Annotated in this window: 13 protein-coding genes; all 13 read left to right on the forward strand. The window is 46.5% G+C overall.

Annotated features, from left to right (window positions below):
* Window positions 1–4 precede the first annotated feature (4 nt).
* The 13 genes from rfbB to N3Z11_RS13560 all read left to right on the forward strand — a co-directional run bounded on the left by rfbB (window position 5) and on the right by N3Z11_RS13560 (window position 16,760).
* Window positions 5–1,015 (forward strand): dTDP-glucose 4,6-dehydratase, encoded by a 1,011-nt coding sequence (gene rfbB / locus N3Z11_RS13500; protein WP_260657716.1) that lies wholly within the window; start codon window positions 5–7, stop codon window positions 1,013–1,015.
* A 185-nt stretch (window positions 1,016–1,200) separates the two neighbouring features.
* Window positions 1,201–4,008 carry an SLBB domain-containing protein gene (locus N3Z11_RS13505; protein ID WP_260657717.1) on the forward strand — a complete coding sequence of 936 codons (2,808 nt, stop codon included), beginning with the start codon at window positions 1,201–1,203 and terminating at the stop codon, window positions 4,006–4,008.
* A gap of 171 nt (window positions 4,009–4,179) precedes the next feature.
* The gene (locus N3Z11_RS13510; protein WP_260657718.1) at window positions 4,180–5,130 is read left to right on the forward strand and encodes an LPS O-antigen length regulator; all 951 of its coding nucleotides are present in this window, start codon (window positions 4,180–4,182) and stop codon (window positions 5,128–5,130) included.
* Window positions 5,123–6,127, forward strand: a complete 1,005-nt coding sequence (locus tag N3Z11_RS13515) for a hypothetical protein (RefSeq protein WP_260657719.1) — start codon at window positions 5,123–5,125, stop codon at window positions 6,125–6,127. Before N3Z11_RS13510 ends, N3Z11_RS13515 begins: the two co-directional genes overlap by 8 nt.
* A 44-nt stretch (window positions 6,128–6,171) precedes the next feature.
* Window positions 6,172–7,452, forward strand: coding sequence for a Vi polysaccharide biosynthesis UDP-N-acetylglucosamine C-6 dehydrogenase TviB (tviB, locus tag N3Z11_RS13520; protein WP_260657720.1), 1,281 nt, complete (start codon window positions 6,172–6,174; stop codon window positions 7,450–7,452).
* A 91-nt stretch (window positions 7,453–7,543) separates the two neighbouring features.
* On the forward strand, window positions 7,544–9,046 hold the full coding sequence (locus N3Z11_RS13525; RefSeq protein WP_260657722.1) for a lipopolysaccharide biosynthesis protein: 1,503 nt from the start codon (window positions 7,544–7,546) through the stop codon (window positions 9,044–9,046).
* Between the two features lie 30 nt (window positions 9,047–9,076).
* Entirely contained in the window at window positions 9,077–10,042 is a 966-nt protein-coding gene (locus tag N3Z11_RS13530; protein WP_260657723.1) for a hypothetical protein, read from the forward strand.
* Window positions 10,043–11,173 (forward strand): glycosyltransferase family 4 protein, encoded by a 1,131-nt coding sequence (locus N3Z11_RS13535; RefSeq protein WP_260657724.1) that lies wholly within the window; start codon window positions 10,043–10,045, stop codon window positions 11,171–11,173.
* Window positions 11,174–11,189: 16 nt separating this feature from the next.
* Window positions 11,190–13,118, forward strand: coding sequence for an asparagine synthase (glutamine-hydrolyzing) (gene asnB, locus N3Z11_RS13540; protein ID WP_260657725.1), 1,929 nt, complete (start codon window positions 11,190–11,192; stop codon window positions 13,116–13,118).
* 82 nt (window positions 13,119–13,200) lie between these two features.
* The gene (locus N3Z11_RS13545; RefSeq protein ID WP_260657726.1) at window positions 13,201–14,370 is read left to right on the forward strand and encodes a glycosyltransferase; all 1,170 of its coding nucleotides are present in this window, start codon (window positions 13,201–13,203) and stop codon (window positions 14,368–14,370) included.
* Window positions 14,363–15,547: a glycosyltransferase family 4 protein gene (locus N3Z11_RS13550; protein WP_260657727.1), complete on the forward strand. Its 1,185-nt coding sequence runs from the start codon at window positions 14,363–14,365 to the stop codon at window positions 15,545–15,547. Before N3Z11_RS13545 ends, N3Z11_RS13550 begins: the two co-directional genes overlap by 8 nt.
* Window positions 15,544–16,140 (forward strand): sugar transferase, encoded by a 597-nt coding sequence (locus N3Z11_RS13555; RefSeq protein ID WP_260657728.1) that lies wholly within the window; start codon window positions 15,544–15,546, stop codon window positions 16,138–16,140. The genes N3Z11_RS13550 and N3Z11_RS13555 overlap by 4 nt, the downstream gene beginning before the upstream one ends.
* Window positions 16,137–16,760 carry an acetyltransferase gene (locus N3Z11_RS13560; RefSeq protein ID WP_260657729.1) on the forward strand — a complete coding sequence of 208 codons (624 nt, stop codon included), beginning with the start codon at window positions 16,137–16,139 and terminating at the stop codon, window positions 16,758–16,760. Before N3Z11_RS13555 ends, N3Z11_RS13560 begins: the two co-directional genes overlap by 4 nt.

The following is a 16,760-nucleotide window of genomic DNA, read 5'->3' on the forward strand; positions in this document are numbered from 1 at the left end:
TATTGTGACGGGAGGCGCGGGCTTTATTGGTTCTGCACTGGTCAAAGCTATTTTGCAGGATACGACCTGGCAGGTGCTGATCATTGATAAACTGACTTATGCCGCCACCCCGCCGGATCTATCTGAGCTGAATCCCGATGGGCGATGCAGCTTTGCCCGGCTAGATATATGTTGTGCAGAGGCTTTGTCTGAGCTTATCCACAATTATGCACCTGACGCTCTCTTTCATCTTGCTGCTGAGACTCACGTCGACAGGTCTATTTCAGGGCCGGCGGATTTTATTCAGTCCAATATTTATGGCACTTATCAGTTACTTGAAGTGGCAAAACAGTATTGGCTGGGTTTATCTGATGCCAAAAAACACACTTTCAGATTTTTGCATGTGTCGACAGATGAAGTGTATGGCGACATTGCCGCGGATGCGCCGGCGGCAACCGAGCTGCATCCTTATGCGCCGAGCAGTCCCTATTCCGCTTCAAAAGCCGCAGCGGATCACCTTGTGATGTCCTGGCACCGCACTTATGGCTTGCCGGTCATTATTACTCACAGCTCTAATAATTTTGGTCCGGGTCAATATCCGGAAAAGCTGATCCCAAGGATGATTTCCAATGCACTCATGCTCGAGCCTTTACCGCTGTATGGCAATGGTCAGCAAATCAGGGATTGGCTTTATGTTGAGGACCATGTGCAGGCGCTGATCCTGGTGATCCAGCAAGGGCAGGTTGGTAGCAGGTACAATATTGCCGGAGATAACCAATTAAAAAATTTAGATTTAGTTCTGATGCTGACAGAACTGCTTGATGAGTTGGCGTTTGAAAAAAGAGGTACAGTGCAGAGTTACCGTCATTTGATTCAGTTTGTTCAGGACAGGCCCGGTCACGATATCCGTTATGCGCTGGACGCGTCAAAGATCAGGCATGAACTGGGCTGGCGCCCCGCGGCGGATTTTAAACAGCGCCTGCGTGAAACTGTTTTATCGCATCTTGCTGGCGCAGAAGAGAGCCAGGATGGTTAAAACGGGAAATGCAAAGTTTGAATTGTGTTTAGTAACAGTTGATTACATGGAAAAACCTCGCTGTTGAGCAATCAGACATAGTAGAATATCCGGCTCGCGTTTTAGTGCCTATATGAGCCTTGATGTGTAACCTTATGTTTTGTATTGGTTTTGCGCGAATTTTATAAGAAAGATGGAGTAACATAGTGACAAATTTTTTTAGAAAGCTTACCGCCTTTTTAGCTGTTGGATGTCTTTCATTTGCCCTGCAAGCGGCTACCCCGTCTCCTGCAATGATGGCTCAGTTTAATAAGTTGCCAAAATCGGAGCAGGCCCGGATTGCAAAACAATACGGCCTTAAAGTCAGCGATCTGAAAAAATCAAAATCAGAAAACTCGTCAGATACTGAAGAGAAAAAAGAGTCGGAGACCTTTTCAGAAAAAAACAAAAACTCAGCAAAAGAAGAATTTCCGGCTGAAATGAAAAGCAAGGAGCCGGTGCGGTTTGGCTTAAGCTTTTTTGAAAATATTGATACAGAGCTCGACACAAAATCAGGTACTCCGGTGCCGAGTAACTATCGTATTGGCCCGGATGACGAGCTCAGAGTGCAGGTTTTTGGCGCTAAACCAATGGATGAAGAGCTTCAGGTTGCCAGAGACGGTACTGTATCTATCAGTGAGATTGGTGTGGTTTCGGTTGCCGGCCTGACTTTTGCCGAAGCAAAACAATCAATTACCCAACGTATTCAGGCCGCCAACGTCGGCGCTGAAGTGAACGTCAGTATGGGACAGTTGCGCACCATCAGCGTTATTGTGGCCGGCGAAGCTAAAAGGCCCGGCTCATACACTGTTCCGGCCTTATCTTCAGTGGTTGATGTATTAGTGCAGGCTGGTGGTATCAGCGACATTGGTGCGCTGCGTGGCATTCAGTTACAGCGCAAAGATGGCACAAAAATAGCCGTAGATTTATACCGCTTATTGCTTGGCGGTGATTCAAATGTTGATCAAGCTTTACAAAATGGCGATGTGGTCTTTATTGCGCCTTATGCCGCTTTAGCGGAAGCTGCCGGCGAAGTATTACGCCCGGCTCTGTATGAAATTGGCACCAACGAAACTGTTGGTGATCTGGTCAGAATGGCAGGCGGTGGTAAAGCGCAGGCATTTTTAAATGGCGTCACGCTTGAGCGCATTGAAAAAAATGCGGTGCGCACCATGATCAATCTCGACCTTTCATCGGCCAGTGATTTACAACAACCAATCCGTAATGGCGATGTGGTTCGTTTTGGTAAAGTGTCGTCAAATATTCAGAACAAAATCGAAATTATTGGTGCTGTGGCAAGGCCTGGTGTTTACGCCCACCGCGAATCTATGCATGTCAGCGATATCTTGTCATCAATCTGGGCTGATTTAACTATTGATACCGATTTAGACTACGCCCTGGTGGTGAGTCGTTCCGGTAGCAACAATAAAATATCAATTCAGCAATTTAACCTTGGTAAAGCCATAGAGTTTCCAAAAAGTACTGATGATCTGCTGTTACAGGGTCAGGACTCTATTTACGTATTTAGTTATAACGCGCCGAGACTTCGGGATGAAGTGGATACCTTATTGTTTGAGCGTTATCAGGAAGCATTAACCTTATCCGGTGAGATGACGACGTTAAATAAAGAATTAACGCCTGAACTGAGCGAGCAGTCTGAGGAGCAGGTCCGCTCTTTGATTTCCAAAGCCGGTTTTACCAGCCTGGCTTTTAGCCTGGTGTTGAATGAAGAAGAAACAGCACTCGCTGAAAAGCGTCAGCTGGTTGAAACCGAAGACTCTAAGCGTCAGCGTGAATTAATGCAGCGTTTGCCCGAAAGTCACCACAAGCTTGTGGCGAGGCTGATGCGCGAGTTTCTTGACGACGTACATAAAAAGCCTGAGATACGGCAACTCTCTGCAGGTCTGACACGCGAAGAGTTGTTATTTAACCTGCTGAATGAATTAAAAACCCGCAGTTCTGGGGTATCAAATCATGCCGTTGTGTATGTGTCTGGTGAAGTGAAATATCCGGGTCAATATCCGAAACCAGAGCAGGGCTCAGTTGAAGACTTAATTGCTGCAGCAGGTGGTTTGTTGCCTGGCGCCTTCCTTGAACGGGCCGAGTTAACCAGAGCCACTATTAACGAAAGTGGTGCTGTTCAGGTTGAACACATGGATATCAAGCTGTTTGACGAATTGTCGCAAAAGACGCAAACGCTGTTACAAAGCCGCGACAGGTTAAATGTGTTCCGTCTGACTGACTGGGATCAGGAACAGCGGGTCACTATTGCTGGCCAGGTCCGGTTCCCGGGCGAATATTCAGTGCGCAGCGGCGAAACTCTGGCTGATGTGTTAAAACGCGCCGGTGGCCTGACACAAAACGCTTTTCCTCAGGGCGCTGTGATGATCAGGGAACAGGTGAAAGCTCAGGAAGTTGAGCAAATTACCAAACTGACACAACAATTACGCCGCGACATTGCAGCCCGCACTTTATCAGCGGAGTCAGCGACCCTGAGTACTCAGGATGCCTTGTCGATGCTGAGTGAAATTGAAAAAGTGAAACCGGTTGGGCGACTGGTTGTTGATGTAAAAGCTGTGGCTGAAGGCAGTCAGGATGATGATTTTGTTCTGGAAAACGGCGATTACCTGATGATCCCAACCCGCAAAACCACAGTGTCCATTGTGGGTGAAGTACAACATCCTTCCAGCCACAGATACAGAGCTGGCCTGACACTGGACGATTATATGCGTTTGGCGGGCGGTTCGAGAAAACGGGCTGATGAAGACCGTGTTTATATTATCCGTGCCGATGGTTCAGTACTGGTGCCGCAAAAACAAAGCTGGTTTGCTTTAAGCAGCGAGGAAATTCAGCCAGGCGATACCATTGTGGTGCCACTTGATACTGAATTTAAAGACAATATTAGTTTATGGGCTCAGCTCACCCAAATTTTCTATCAAAGTGCAGTTGCTTTAGCCGCAATTAATTCGTTTTAGTACATAGGATGATAATTTGGTTGCGTTTGATGTTTCATTTGTAACGCGACACAGCAATGGCTTTGCCCGGATCTTCCAGGCAAAGCTGTTTATTTAAGTTAGATATATGAATTCGCTAACAAAGTTTATGTTTCAAAGGTATTTGAAATTCTGTTGATCTAGGAGTTATTCGTGATTCAAACCGAAAGTAGACAAAAGACTGAAATGCAGATTGGTTTTCTCGACATTGTTGCTGAGCTTACTCGCTATAAAGTCCTGGTACTGCTCTTTATGGTCATGGTCTCGATACTCTCAGTCTGGATTTCTCTAAAAATGCCGAATGTGTATCAGACGGTTGGGATTTTCGCCCCTGCGACAGACAAAAAATCCGGTTTGGGTGGATTGGGTAGCCAAATCGGTGGTTTAGCGTCGTTAGCTGGTATTAGTTTATCTGCTGGTGGAGCCGTTGATAAAACAGACCTGGCAATTGAGTTGCTGCGTTCAAAAGATTTTATCTCCCGTTTTATTCAAAAGCATGATTTAAAAATATTGGTCATGGCGGGAGATGGTTGGGACATAAACACCAACGAGATTCGGATTGATCAAAAAAAATACGATACAGAAAATAAGATATGGCTTAGAACTCCAAAAGCGCCCAGATTGCCAGAGCCTAGCTTGCTTGAGGCTGCAGAAGAATTTAGCAAACTAATGGACGTGTCTAAAGATAAAACCACCTCTATGGTTAAAATCACCCTTGAATATTATTCGCCCGTTTTAGCCAAAAAGTGGCTGGATTTGCTGGTTGAAGAGGTTAACGAAGAAATCAGGCAACGCGATGTTTTAGAAGCAAAAGCAAGTATTGATTATCTGAATAATCAGCTTGCCACAATTAACATCGCAGACATAAGAGAGTCAGTGATTCAAATTATACAAGATCAAACAAAAACTTTGATGTTAACTAATATCCGAAAAGAGTATGCGTTAAAAACCGTAGACCCGGCATTTATTCCGGAAGAAAAGTCCAAACCCCGCAGAGCAATTATCGTGATTATGTCCGTATTTTCTGCATTTTTACTGTTGATGTTTGTTGCTTACTTAAAGATCTCTTTGTCATTTGTGAGTAGAAACAATAGAGATGAATAATCGCGTTGTGCAAAGCATAAATTACTCGTTAATGTATCAGGATGAAAAAGGAGCCCGATTTCTCCCGCTTTTTATTTCAATACTTGTTGCAACATGCTTTGTACTGATTGATTGGCCAAGTGTATTTGGTGGAGACTTTGAAGATAGGCAAGTATTTTTTTACATTTTCTTAGGCAAGACTGACTACGATATTCCTCTGAGCTTTGAGACGTTTTTCTTTTATTTGTTTAATGAACAGTTATGGGATAAAGGTGTTCGCTATCTGAATGTCGAAGTTGGATTAACAGTGCAGGAGATATTTCATGTTGTATCGTTCTTTACTGTTTTTTCATATGCTTATTTTATTGCTATTCGTGTTGGGTTGTTTGGTGTTCTTTTCCTTATAAATCCGTTGGTCGTTGATTTAGCATATTCACAACTCAGACTTGCTGCCGCGATGTCTTTTATATTGGCGGCATATAACATTAGGAATACTCTGGTAAGAGTATTCCTTTTGTCCAGTGCGTTTTTTATACACACTGCAACTTTTCTCTTTGTATTTATTGCACTTGCTTGCGCACATCTGCTTAAAAAATCTTATAAGGACAACTACAGTAGATATCTCACGCTCTTTTTACTCACACTGGTAGGTTTTTCAGTGGCGACAGTTGTCGGCCCCTTGCGTGCAGTGATACTCGAATTCATCGGTGACAGGAGGGTTGACTACGACATTGCAGCGTCAACGATGCTCTATGCATCGATGTGGATATTATTGTTATGTATTAGTATTTTCCAAAATAAAGAATTTATTAATAATCTGACAAATGCCATCGCCATCGTATTTTTATCTGTTTTTGTGTTCTGTACGGTATTTTCTGTGTATGGAGTCAGGTTTTTAGCTGCCGGCTTTCCGTTTATTATTGTCATGTTACTGAGATTATCGCCTGTGGAGCGTCCTTTCGTTATCATGATGTTTTCCGGTTACGCCATGGTTCAGTGGTTTCTTTGGTTCAGGTAACTCGTGGTGCCGAATTTAACAATTAATTTAATGTAAGGGATGATATGAATACGAGTTTTTCAGTTGATAAAATTGCCATTATTGGCCTTGGGTATGTTGGTTTACCTCTTGCTGTAGAGTTTGGTAAAGTTTTACCAACGGTTGGCTTTGATATTAATGCCCATCGTATTGCCGAATTGCGTTCAGGTAACGATCATACGCTGGAAGTCTCGCCAGAAGAGTTATCTCAGGCTTCACTGCTTACTTTTGAGTCTGATATTGAACAAATCAAAAGCGCAAATTTTTATATTGTGACAGTGCCGACACCTATTGATGAACACCGGCAACCTGATCTTACCCCTTTGATCAAAGCCTCTGAAACATTGGGTCGGGTGGTTAAAAAGAATGACATCGTCGTTTTTGAATCCACTGTGTACCCTGGTGCGACTGAAGAAGTGTGTGTTCCGGTGATTGAGCGTATTTCAGGTCTGAAATTTAATCAGGACTTTTTTGCCGGATATAGTCCTGAGCGCATCAACCCAGGTGATAAAGAGCACAGAGTTACCACCATTAAAAAAGTAACCTCTGGCTCCACACCCGAAGTTGCTCAGTTTGTGAATCAGGTGTATGGCCGCATTATTACTGCAGGCACTTATCTGGCCAGTAGTATCAAAGTGGCAGAAGCTGCCAAGGTTATCGAAAATACCCAACGTGACTTAAATATTGCGTTAATTAACGAACTGGCGGTTATTTTTAACCGCCTTGGTATTGATACTGAAGAAGTGTTGTTGGCCGCTGGTACCAAATGGAACTTCCTGCCATTTCGCCCGGGTTTAGTGGGCGGGCACTGTATCGGTGTTGATCCCTATTATCTGACGCATAAAGCGCAGGCTGTTGGTTACCATCCGGAAGTGATTCTGGCTGGCAGACGCATTAACGATGGCATGGCTAAATACGTGGTGTCTCAGCTGGTCAAAGCGATGATCCGCCGTAATATTCAGGTGTCAGCGTCCCGCGTGCTGGTGCTGGGTCTGACCTTTAAAGAGAATTGCCCGGACATCCGCAATACTAAAGTTGTCGACATTATTGCTGAACTGAAAGAGTACGGCATGGTGCCCGACGTGTTTGACCCATGGGTAGATGCACAAGAAGCAAAAGCTGAATACGGATTAGAGCTGGTAAAACAACCGGCACAGCATAGTTATGATGCTGTGATTGTTGCCGTGGCACATGGGCAGTTTAAGCAATTGGGTTCTGAAGGCATCAGGAGTTTTGGCAAAGCTGAGCATCTTGTTTATGACCTGAAGTATTTGCTGCCCAAAGAAGGCAGTGATTTAAGGTTATAGTTTTATCCCGTTTTGCCTTTACCACACATTTTGTGCAGCCCTGAATTCAGGGCTGCTCTTTTATTTGTAGCGCTCATGATTGGTAACTAACTTGTCTGTCAGATCCAACATTATTTTAAATACGGTCAGTCAAATTTATATGGCGCTGTTATCAGTTGCCACTTTGCCGTTTTATATCGATATGTTGGGCAGTCAGGCCTATGGTTTGGTTGCATTTTTTATGCAGCTACAAACGATGATTGGCTTGCTCGACATTGGCATCTCAGCCACAGTTTCACGCAACACTGCGTTATTTGGTGCAGGTAAATTAGCCAGAAACGACTATTTTGCCATGCTGCGCAGTATTGAATTTTCTTTTGTGGTTGTTGCGCTTTGTATCCTTGGCGGTGTTTTTTCTGCACCTGTACTGGCGCAGTCCTGGCTGAATCTCGGTGATTTTTCTGTTGTGGTTGCCCGGGATACGATACAGCTGATTTTTGTGGTAATTGCGCTGCGCTGGATGCAAACCTATTACCGGGCCATAGTGCTTGGTGCCGAGCAGCTGGTGTGGCTCGGCTGGTTTAATATTCTGGTCTCTTCGGTGCGGATCTTTGGGGTATTACCTTATTTGTATCTGGTCTCGGGTGATGTGCTGGACTTTTTCCTTTATCAAATCGTCGTCAACTTCATCGAACTGATGTTGCTGTTTTTCCGCACAAACAAAATAGCGGGATTCCGGCAAGGCGAACGTTTTGGAAAAATCAATAAAACTGCCTTGTCTGATGCAATAGCCAGTTCATTGGTTGTTGGCCTCACCTCATTATTGTGGGCGGTTATCACACAGGCCGATAAATTTCTCGCATCGGGCATACTCACCATAGCCGACTACACGGCTTATAGTCTGGTGATTAGCATCTCTTCGATTTTGTTGTTACTTTCCGGTACCTGTATTTATGCAATCGGACCTGCCATGGCGCGGTTGCTGGCTCAGGATAAAAAGTCAGAAGCTGTGGCTGTTTTCCGCAATATTTCGCTGGTGGTGTCCCTGATGCTCGGCGCTGCATCAGTTGTGGTGATTGGCTGGAGTGAGGCGTTATTATTTGCCTGGACGGGCAATGTGCCGTTATCGCAAAAGGCCGCCGAATTTTTGCCTTTATATATGCTGGCAACGTTATTTTTCGCCTTAGGGAATTTGTCCTATGCCATTAATTACGCAATTGGCAATTTTCAACTCAGATTAAAGTACTCAATCATCAGTCTGTTGTTGTACCTGCCAGCACTTGCCCTGTTGTTATGGCTGTTTGGTGAACAAGGTTTGGTTTATGGCTGGTTGATGGTAAACCTGTTATTTTTTGTTGTTCCTCAGTTCTTTCTCTACCGCCAGCTGGATGACAGTTTGTATATAACTTCGATGCTCCAGGATGTCTGTATACCTGTGATGGCGGCAATGTCGGTGTTGTTGCTGATGTTTATTGTTGATCTTCGTCCGTTAAACCGACTGGAAATCTTCGCAGTTTTAACGCTGATTGGCTTATTGTCTCTGGTTGTGGCTGTGCTGCTGTCCAGAGCAAGATTGTTATTGTTGCCACAGCTGCGACAGTTGCTCAGAAAATGACATTTTTAGTCAGACTACATCATGTTTAACATGGATACCGCATCAAAACCACATCGCGCCATTGCCGTTATTGCATCATTTTTGTTTGCTGTGTTTTTTTCTATGGTGGACTGGGAATGGGTTCATGGCAGCTTTTTTGTTGACAGGGAAGTGTATTTTTCTATTTTCAGAAATGCGCCTGACTTTGAGATTTCGTTTAGTTTTTTCCAACTTGTCGCATTTATCGTCAATGAGCAACTATGGAGTCAGTTAATTCGTGGTTTACATGAAAATGTTGGGTTGTCGCTGACAACAGTGTTTGGTGTGATCAGTTTTTTATTAGTGTTTAGTTATGCCTATTTTGTATCGTCGCGGGTTGGACCATTAGCCATATTATTGCTGATCAACCCTCTGTTAGTTGATTTAGCGTTTTCGCAATTAAGAATGTCGCTGGCGATGGTATTTCTGTTAATTGCATTTAATTGTAACCGCTGGTTATACAGATTACCTTTTCTGCTGATTGGTTGTTTTATTCATACCGCATCATTTTTATTTGTCATCATGGCACTTTGTGTATTTGTCTCAGTCTCATTGGCAGAAAAATACCGGTTAAACCGGTTTAATTGTTATTTTTTGTTGGTGTTCACAGGTTTTTGTATTGCGCTGGTGGTAGGTCCATTACGCACCTTCATACTCGAACAGTTGGGTGACAGAAGAATTGTATATGATGCGCCGGCTACAACCTGGACTTATGCTTCGGTGTGGGTGGCTATTCTGGCTGCAGCAGCTTTGCAGTTGAGCACTTTTTTCCGCAACCATGTGAATGCTATCGCATTGGTATTTTTGTCGGTGTACACATTTTGTACATTATTTTCAGTGTATGGATTACGATTTTTAGCAGCTTCATTACCATTTTTTGTAGTAGCATTGTGCCGTTTTGGTTCTTTTGAACGTGCTTTTGTTGTTTTAATCTTCGCTGCCTACACAATAGTGCAGTGGGTTTATTGGATCCGATAGATGAATATTATGTTTTTAGTAAGCTCACTACAGTTTGGTGGGGCTGAAAGAGTGGCCACCGTATTATGTAATGAGTTTTCAAAACAGCATCAGGTGTCGCTGGTGGCCACTTATGGTGGGTTGGAACCCTGTGTATTTGAGTTGGATTCATCTATTAAATTACATTACCTGGCCCGCGAATATCCTTGTTTTAAAGGAAAAAGTTCAGGCTCTTTTGCCCGACTGCTGAAGTTACATCATCTTTTTAAAACAGAAAAACCTGATGTAGTGATCAGTTTTCTGCCCAATGTGAATGTGATGGCGGTGATTGCTAATACCGGTATCGGGCTGCCGTTGATCATCTGCGAGCGAAGTGATCCGGAGCATTTTCCAATGTCAGGTTTTTGGAAAATGATGTGTAAATACACATATCGTTATGCCGATATGCTAACGGTGCAAACCCAATCCGTTGCCGATAAAGTGGGCCTGTTATTCCACCTGCCTGATTTGGTCCGTGTAGTGCCAAACCCAATTCCTGCTTCTTTGGCAGCGCAGCCCCCCGGCGTATCTTCTGAACCTAAACACATTTTATGTGTGGGCCGGCTGATGCCGGGTAAACAGTTTGAACACATTATTGAGGCTTTTGCTTCATTGCAACCAGAGCTGCCCGACTGGGAGCTGCATATTGTCGGTGATGGTCCGCAGATGCCTTTACTGCGTCAGTTGGTGAGTCGTTTGGCGCTGAATCAAAAAGTCAGATTTTTTGGCAGTGTGGAAAATCCTTATCCGCAAATTGCCCAATGTGATGTTTTTGCCATGGCGTCGGCTTTTGAGGGGTTTCCAAATGCCTTGCTCGAAGCGCTGGCGCTGGGTCGTCCTACTGTGGTTTACGATTGCCCGAGTGGACCTGCCGATATGACAGAGCAGGGCGCTGTTGCAAAGCTGGTACCGCTGAATCAGAAAGCGCAGTTCACAGCGGCGCTCAGAGCGCTTGCGCTCGATGAAGAAATGCGTGTGCAACTTGGCAAGCAAGCCCGTGCCTCTGTGATGGCGCGTTATGACTTGCCTGTTGTGACAGAACTTTGGTTTGAGCTGATTAAACAAGCGCAGCAGCACAGAAATAAATTACCCCAGGCCGGGCTGTCGTTTTAAAAAAGGATTGATTGTTATGTGTGGTTTTGCCGGATTTTTTGCCCGGGTTCAAGGTGATTTTAATAGCGCTGAGGTGCTCACAGCGATGGGCAATGCCATCCGGCACCGCGGCCCTGATGATGCAGGAATATGGCAGCATCCGCATTTGCATCTGGGGTTCAGCCACAGACGGCTGTCAATTCTGGATTTATCGGCGGCAGGCCATCAGCCCATGCGTTCGGCAACAGGGCGTTATACCATTATTTTTAATGGCGAGATTTATAACCACCTGAGTTTAAGGCAGGAGGTAGAAACACAGGGCGCCAGATTGTGGGTTGGCCATTCAGACACTGAAACTCTGCTGGCCTGTATGGACAGATATGGTTTTACGGCCACTATTGCCAAACTCAAAGGCATGTTTGCGCTAGCCGTTTGGGATGAGCAGGAACAGCAATTATTGTTTGCCCGCGACCGGTTGGGTGAAAAACCCTTGTATCTGGGCTGGTGCGGTGACTATCTGCTATTTGGCTCAGAACTCAAAGCGTTACGTGCACATCCGGCTTTTGACAGTACCATCGACCGCCATGCCCTGGCGCAGTACATGCGCTACAGCTACGTGCCAACACCACGCTCCATTTACGCCGCTATTGAAAAATTACCGCCAGGTTATATTGCCTCGGTGTCATTAAACCGACCCGGTTCTATTGATAAAACCCAATATTGGTCGTTGCCGGCTGCTGTTGCGGCTGAGCCACAAGCAGAAACCAGTGTTGAGGGTTTACATCAAAAATTGCGCGAAGCGGTGCAATCACAAATGATTTCGGATGTGCCGCTCGGGGCATTTTTGTCCGGTGGCGTTGATTCCTCCCTTATTGTCGGACTGATGCAATCTATGAGCAGCCAGCCGGTGAAAACCTTTACTATTGGTTTTGACGTGCAGGAATTTAATGAAGCCGGATATGCAGCAGATGTTGCGCGTCATTTAGGCACTGAACATCATGAACTGATGGTGAGTGGTGCTGACAGTCTGGCGGTGGTGCCAAGGCTCAGTCAGATGTACGACGAACCCTTTGCCGATTCGTCACAAATACCGACCTACCTGGTGTCGGCACTGGCCCGCCAGCATGTAACAGTGACGCTGTCCGGTGATGGTGGTGACGAACTCTTTGCCGGCTACAGCCGGTATCCTCATGTGGCGGCCAAATGGCAACAACAGCAAAAATTGCCTGCTGCGCTTTGTTATAGTCTGGCTGCTTTGGGCCAAACACTGTTGCCGCAGCAGCTGAACCTGCTGTCATCCCGCCTTGGCTGGCAGAGCGCAGGTAACAATGCGCTGATGAAAGTCTCCAAAGGCCTGGCGGGCCTGGCTGCTGAAAACTTCGCTGATTATTACCAGTTATTTTTAACTCATCTGACGCAGCAACAAAGCCAGCAACTGGTGCTTGCGGCAGAGCCCGGAGTGAACAGCGCAAACACAGGGTACTCGGCTGAGAACCCCATCACTCAGATGATGTATCTGGATACCGCAGGTTATATGACGGACGATATTCTGGTGAAGGTTGACCGTGCTTCGATGGCGGCGTCGCTGGAAAGCAGGGTGCCGATGCTGGATGTTGATGTGATTGAATATGCGTTTCGGATGCCGCTATCGCAAAAATATCAGCAGGGCACAGGTAAAATTTGTCTGCGACAGATTTTGGATCAGTACGTGCCACGCAGTTTGATCGAACGTCCGAAAAAAGGTTTTGGCGTGCCTCTGGCACGCTGGCTGCGGCATGAACTGCGCGACTGGGCAGATACATTACTGGATGCAAAAATGCTGCAACAGCAGGGTTACCTGAATGTGGCTATGGTCAGCCGGATGTGGCGTGAGCATCTGGATGGCACCGCTGACTGGCACTTTCAGTTATGGAACATCCTGATGTTTCAGGACTGGCTGGCATCACAAGATACCACTAATTCGTAAGAGCCGCGGGTGACTGGGCTTTGTGACTTGTGTACAATTGCCCGGTTTTTGAAATTTGTTCCTGAGATGACTGCAAAATAAATTGGCTATTGATCTGAAAAAGAAAATTGAGCTTTGTCACATTATCACCGACCTTGATGTGGGTGGTGCCGAGTTTATGCTCAAACGTTTGCTGGAGCAGGAACCTGAGTATAAAGAACGGGTTGTTGTGATTTCGCTGATGGATCATGGCAAGATCGGGCAGCAACTGATGCAGGCCGGTTTTACTGTGTATGCGCTGAATATGAAAGGCAAACTGGCTTTTCCGCTGGCCTTGTTGCGTTTGACCCGTTTGTTACGTCAATTACAACCGCTTTTGGTGCAAACCTGGATGTATCACGCCGATTTGCTCGGCGGCCTTGCGGCATATTTTGCCGGTATTAAAACCATCGTCTGGGGCATTCACTGCACAAAATTGCCGATAGGCCGGCCGCTGACCTGGGCTGTGATGAAAGCCTGTGCATTATTGTCGTATAAAATCCCATCCCATATTGTGTGTGTGGCTGATGCCGCCAGACAAATGCATATTAACTACGGTTATAAGCCTGCGCTGATGTCGGTGATCCCCAATGGTTTTGCCATTAACCCTTTGCTTGAGCGCCCTTTGGGCCATCAAGCTCTGCTGCAATTGGCACAATCAGCTGCACCTTTGGTGGTGGGCGCTGTGGGGCGTTTTCATCCGGATAAAGGTCAGGACATTTTATTAAATGCGGCGGCTTTGGTGGTCGAAAAAAGGCCGGATATTGTGTTTGTATTAGCCGGACGCCAATGTGATCACAATAACCCGGCGTTACAACAGCAGATTGCGGCCAAAGGATTGGAAAAACAGGTCATTCTGCTGGGAGAACGCGACGATGTACCGCAGTTATTGACTGAATTTGATATTTTTTGCCTGCCATCGCGCAGTGAAGCTTTTCCGGTCGCTCTGGGCGAAGCCATGCTGGCGGCACTTCCCTGTGTTGCCACTGATGTGGGCGATTGCCGCTGGCTGACCGGCGACATATTCCCGCTGATCCCGCAGGGCGATGCGGCTGTTCTGGCGCAAGCCATTCTTGAGATGGCAGATAAGCCTGCTGCAGAGCGTCATCAGCTTGGTTTAAAAGCCCGGCAGCGGGTGATTGAGCTGTTTTCAATTGACAGCGTGTCAAAGCGTTACCGCCAGTTGTACCGGCAGTTAAATCCGCAATTTTCAGAGCAGTCAGGGCTTGAATAAATTGTCCGGTGCCGAAAAGGGAGCTTATCACGGCACGTCTCCCGGAAAAAAATTAGTGATTGTCACCACAGTGCCGGACACACTGGAGCTGATTCTGGAGTCGCAACCACAATTTCTGAATGGTTTTTATCAGGTGGTTGTGGTGAGTTCAGCGCCGCAAAGGCTTGCGGCTTTTGCGCAAAAAGAAGGTGTCGATTTTGACGTGGTGCCCATGAACCGCGGTATTTCGCCGTTTGAGGACATCAATTCCATTGTTCAGATGTACAGGGTGCTCAGAAAACACCGGCCGGATCTGGTGCATTCTTATACACCCAAAGCAGGTATGGTGAGCGCCATCGCCGGCTTTTTTGCCCGGGTGCCGGTGCGTGTGCACACCTTTACCGGTTTGATTTTCCCATACTGCAGTGGCGTGAAAAAGTTCATTCTTAAGCAGATTGACCGGGTGATCTGCTGTTTGAATACACATATAGTGCCCGAAGGCGAAGGTGTAAAACAAACCCTGGCGCCTTTGTGTCATAAGCCGCTGAAAGTGATTGGTTATGGCAATATTGCCGGTGTTAATTTAATGCACTTTAACCCGTCAGAGCCTGAGGTTGTGGCCAGGGCGGCCGCGTTAAAATCAGAACTTGGGCTCTGCGGAAAAACCGTGTTTTGTTTTGTCGGCCGGCTTAATAACGACAAAGGTATTAAAGAACTTTGTGATGCCTTTCTGACTTTAGATCCGCAGAAAAATGCGTTGTTAATTGTCGGTGGACTGGATGACGAAAATCCGGTGGATGTACAAACCCTGCAAAAACTGCAATTGTCGCCGGCAATTTGCCTGCTGGGGTTTCAGCCGGATGTGCGGGTGGCCTTATTGGCGGCCGATGTATTTGTACTGCCAAGCTACCGTGAAGGTTTTCCCAATGTGGTGTTACAGGCCGGTGCTATGGCTAAACCGGCTTTGGTCACCGATGTGCATGGTTCCAATGAAATTGTGCAGCAAGGCGTGAATGGCTGGATAGTTCCTGTACGCGACAGTCAGGCGTTGTCGGCACAAATGCAGATGATCGGCGGCATGACACAAAGCGAGCTTGCTGAAGTCGGGCGTCAGGCCCTTGCTTTGGTTCATGACCGTTTTGAGCGGAGTTTTTATCAGCGTCAGTTATTGGCGTTTTATCAGGACATTCTCAGTTGAAAAGGCTATTTGATATTGTTGTGGCGCTGACGGCTTTGCTGCTGTTATCGCCGTTGTTTTTACTGTTGTTTGTGCTGGTGCGGCTGAAATTAGGCGCGCCGGTGTTATTTCGTCAGGCCAGACCCGGCTTAAATGGCAACATTTTTCACATGGTGAAGTTTCGCACTATGACCAACGCTGTGGATAGTCAGGGTGTGGCTTTAAGTGATGCCGAACGTTTAACGCCTTTTGGCGCTTTGCTGCGTTCAACCAGCCTGGACGAATTACCTGAATTATGGAACGTGCTCAAAGGGGATATGAGTCTGGTTGGGCCAAGGCCTTTGTTACCTGAATATCTGAGCCTGTATACACCAGAGCAGGCGAAACGTCATCTGGTGCGCCCCGGCATTACCGGTTGGGCGCAAATTAATGGCCGTAATGCCATTAGCTGGGAGCAAAAATTTGAGTTGGATGTTTGGTATGTGCAACATCAAAGTTTTTGGCTCGACTGCAAAATACTGCTGCTGACTGTACTGAAAGTGTTTAAACGTGACGGCATCAGCAGCGAAGGTGTCGTCACCACTGAGAAATTTACCGGAAGTGCCAAACAATGAAGACGCTGGCAATTTTAGGGGCCAGTGGTCACGGCCGTGTTGTTGCTGATGCTGCGCTGCAAAGTGGGCAATGGCAGCAAGTGTGTTTTTATGATGACGCTTACCCAGGGTTGCAAACAAATGGTCGTTTTGCCGTCGTTGGCAATTCCGCTGATTTATTAACATCGGGTTATGCTGCTGTCGTGGCCATTGGGGATAACAAACGCAGGTTAGAAAAGCACCTGTGGCTGAAACAGCAAGGGGTTTTGCTGGCAACCGTTTGTCATCCCGCTGCTGTGGTGGCGTCAGATGTCAGTATTGCCGACGGCAGCGTGGTGCTGGCCGGTGCTGTGATTAATCCGGGCGCTGTGCTGGGTGAGGCTTGTATTGTCAACAGCAGGGCTGTGGTGGAGCATGATTGCCAGTTAGCGGACGCCGTGCATTTAAGTCCTGGTGCTTGTCTGGGTGGTGGATGTAAAATTGAAACAGGCGTATGGGTTGGTATTGGCGCCGCAGTGCGTCATTTAATGACACTGGGCGAATTTTCTATTGTGGGTGCCGGCTCAGCTGTTGTGAAACCTGTGCTGGCACGTCAGGTTGTCGCCGGTGTACCGGCACAATTGCTCAAAATGAACGAATAA

The sequence above is a fragment of the Rheinheimera sp. 4Y26 genome, assembly GCF_025245835.1.
Classification (GTDB): domain Bacteria; phylum Pseudomonadota; class Gammaproteobacteria; order Enterobacterales; family Alteromonadaceae; genus Pararheinheimera.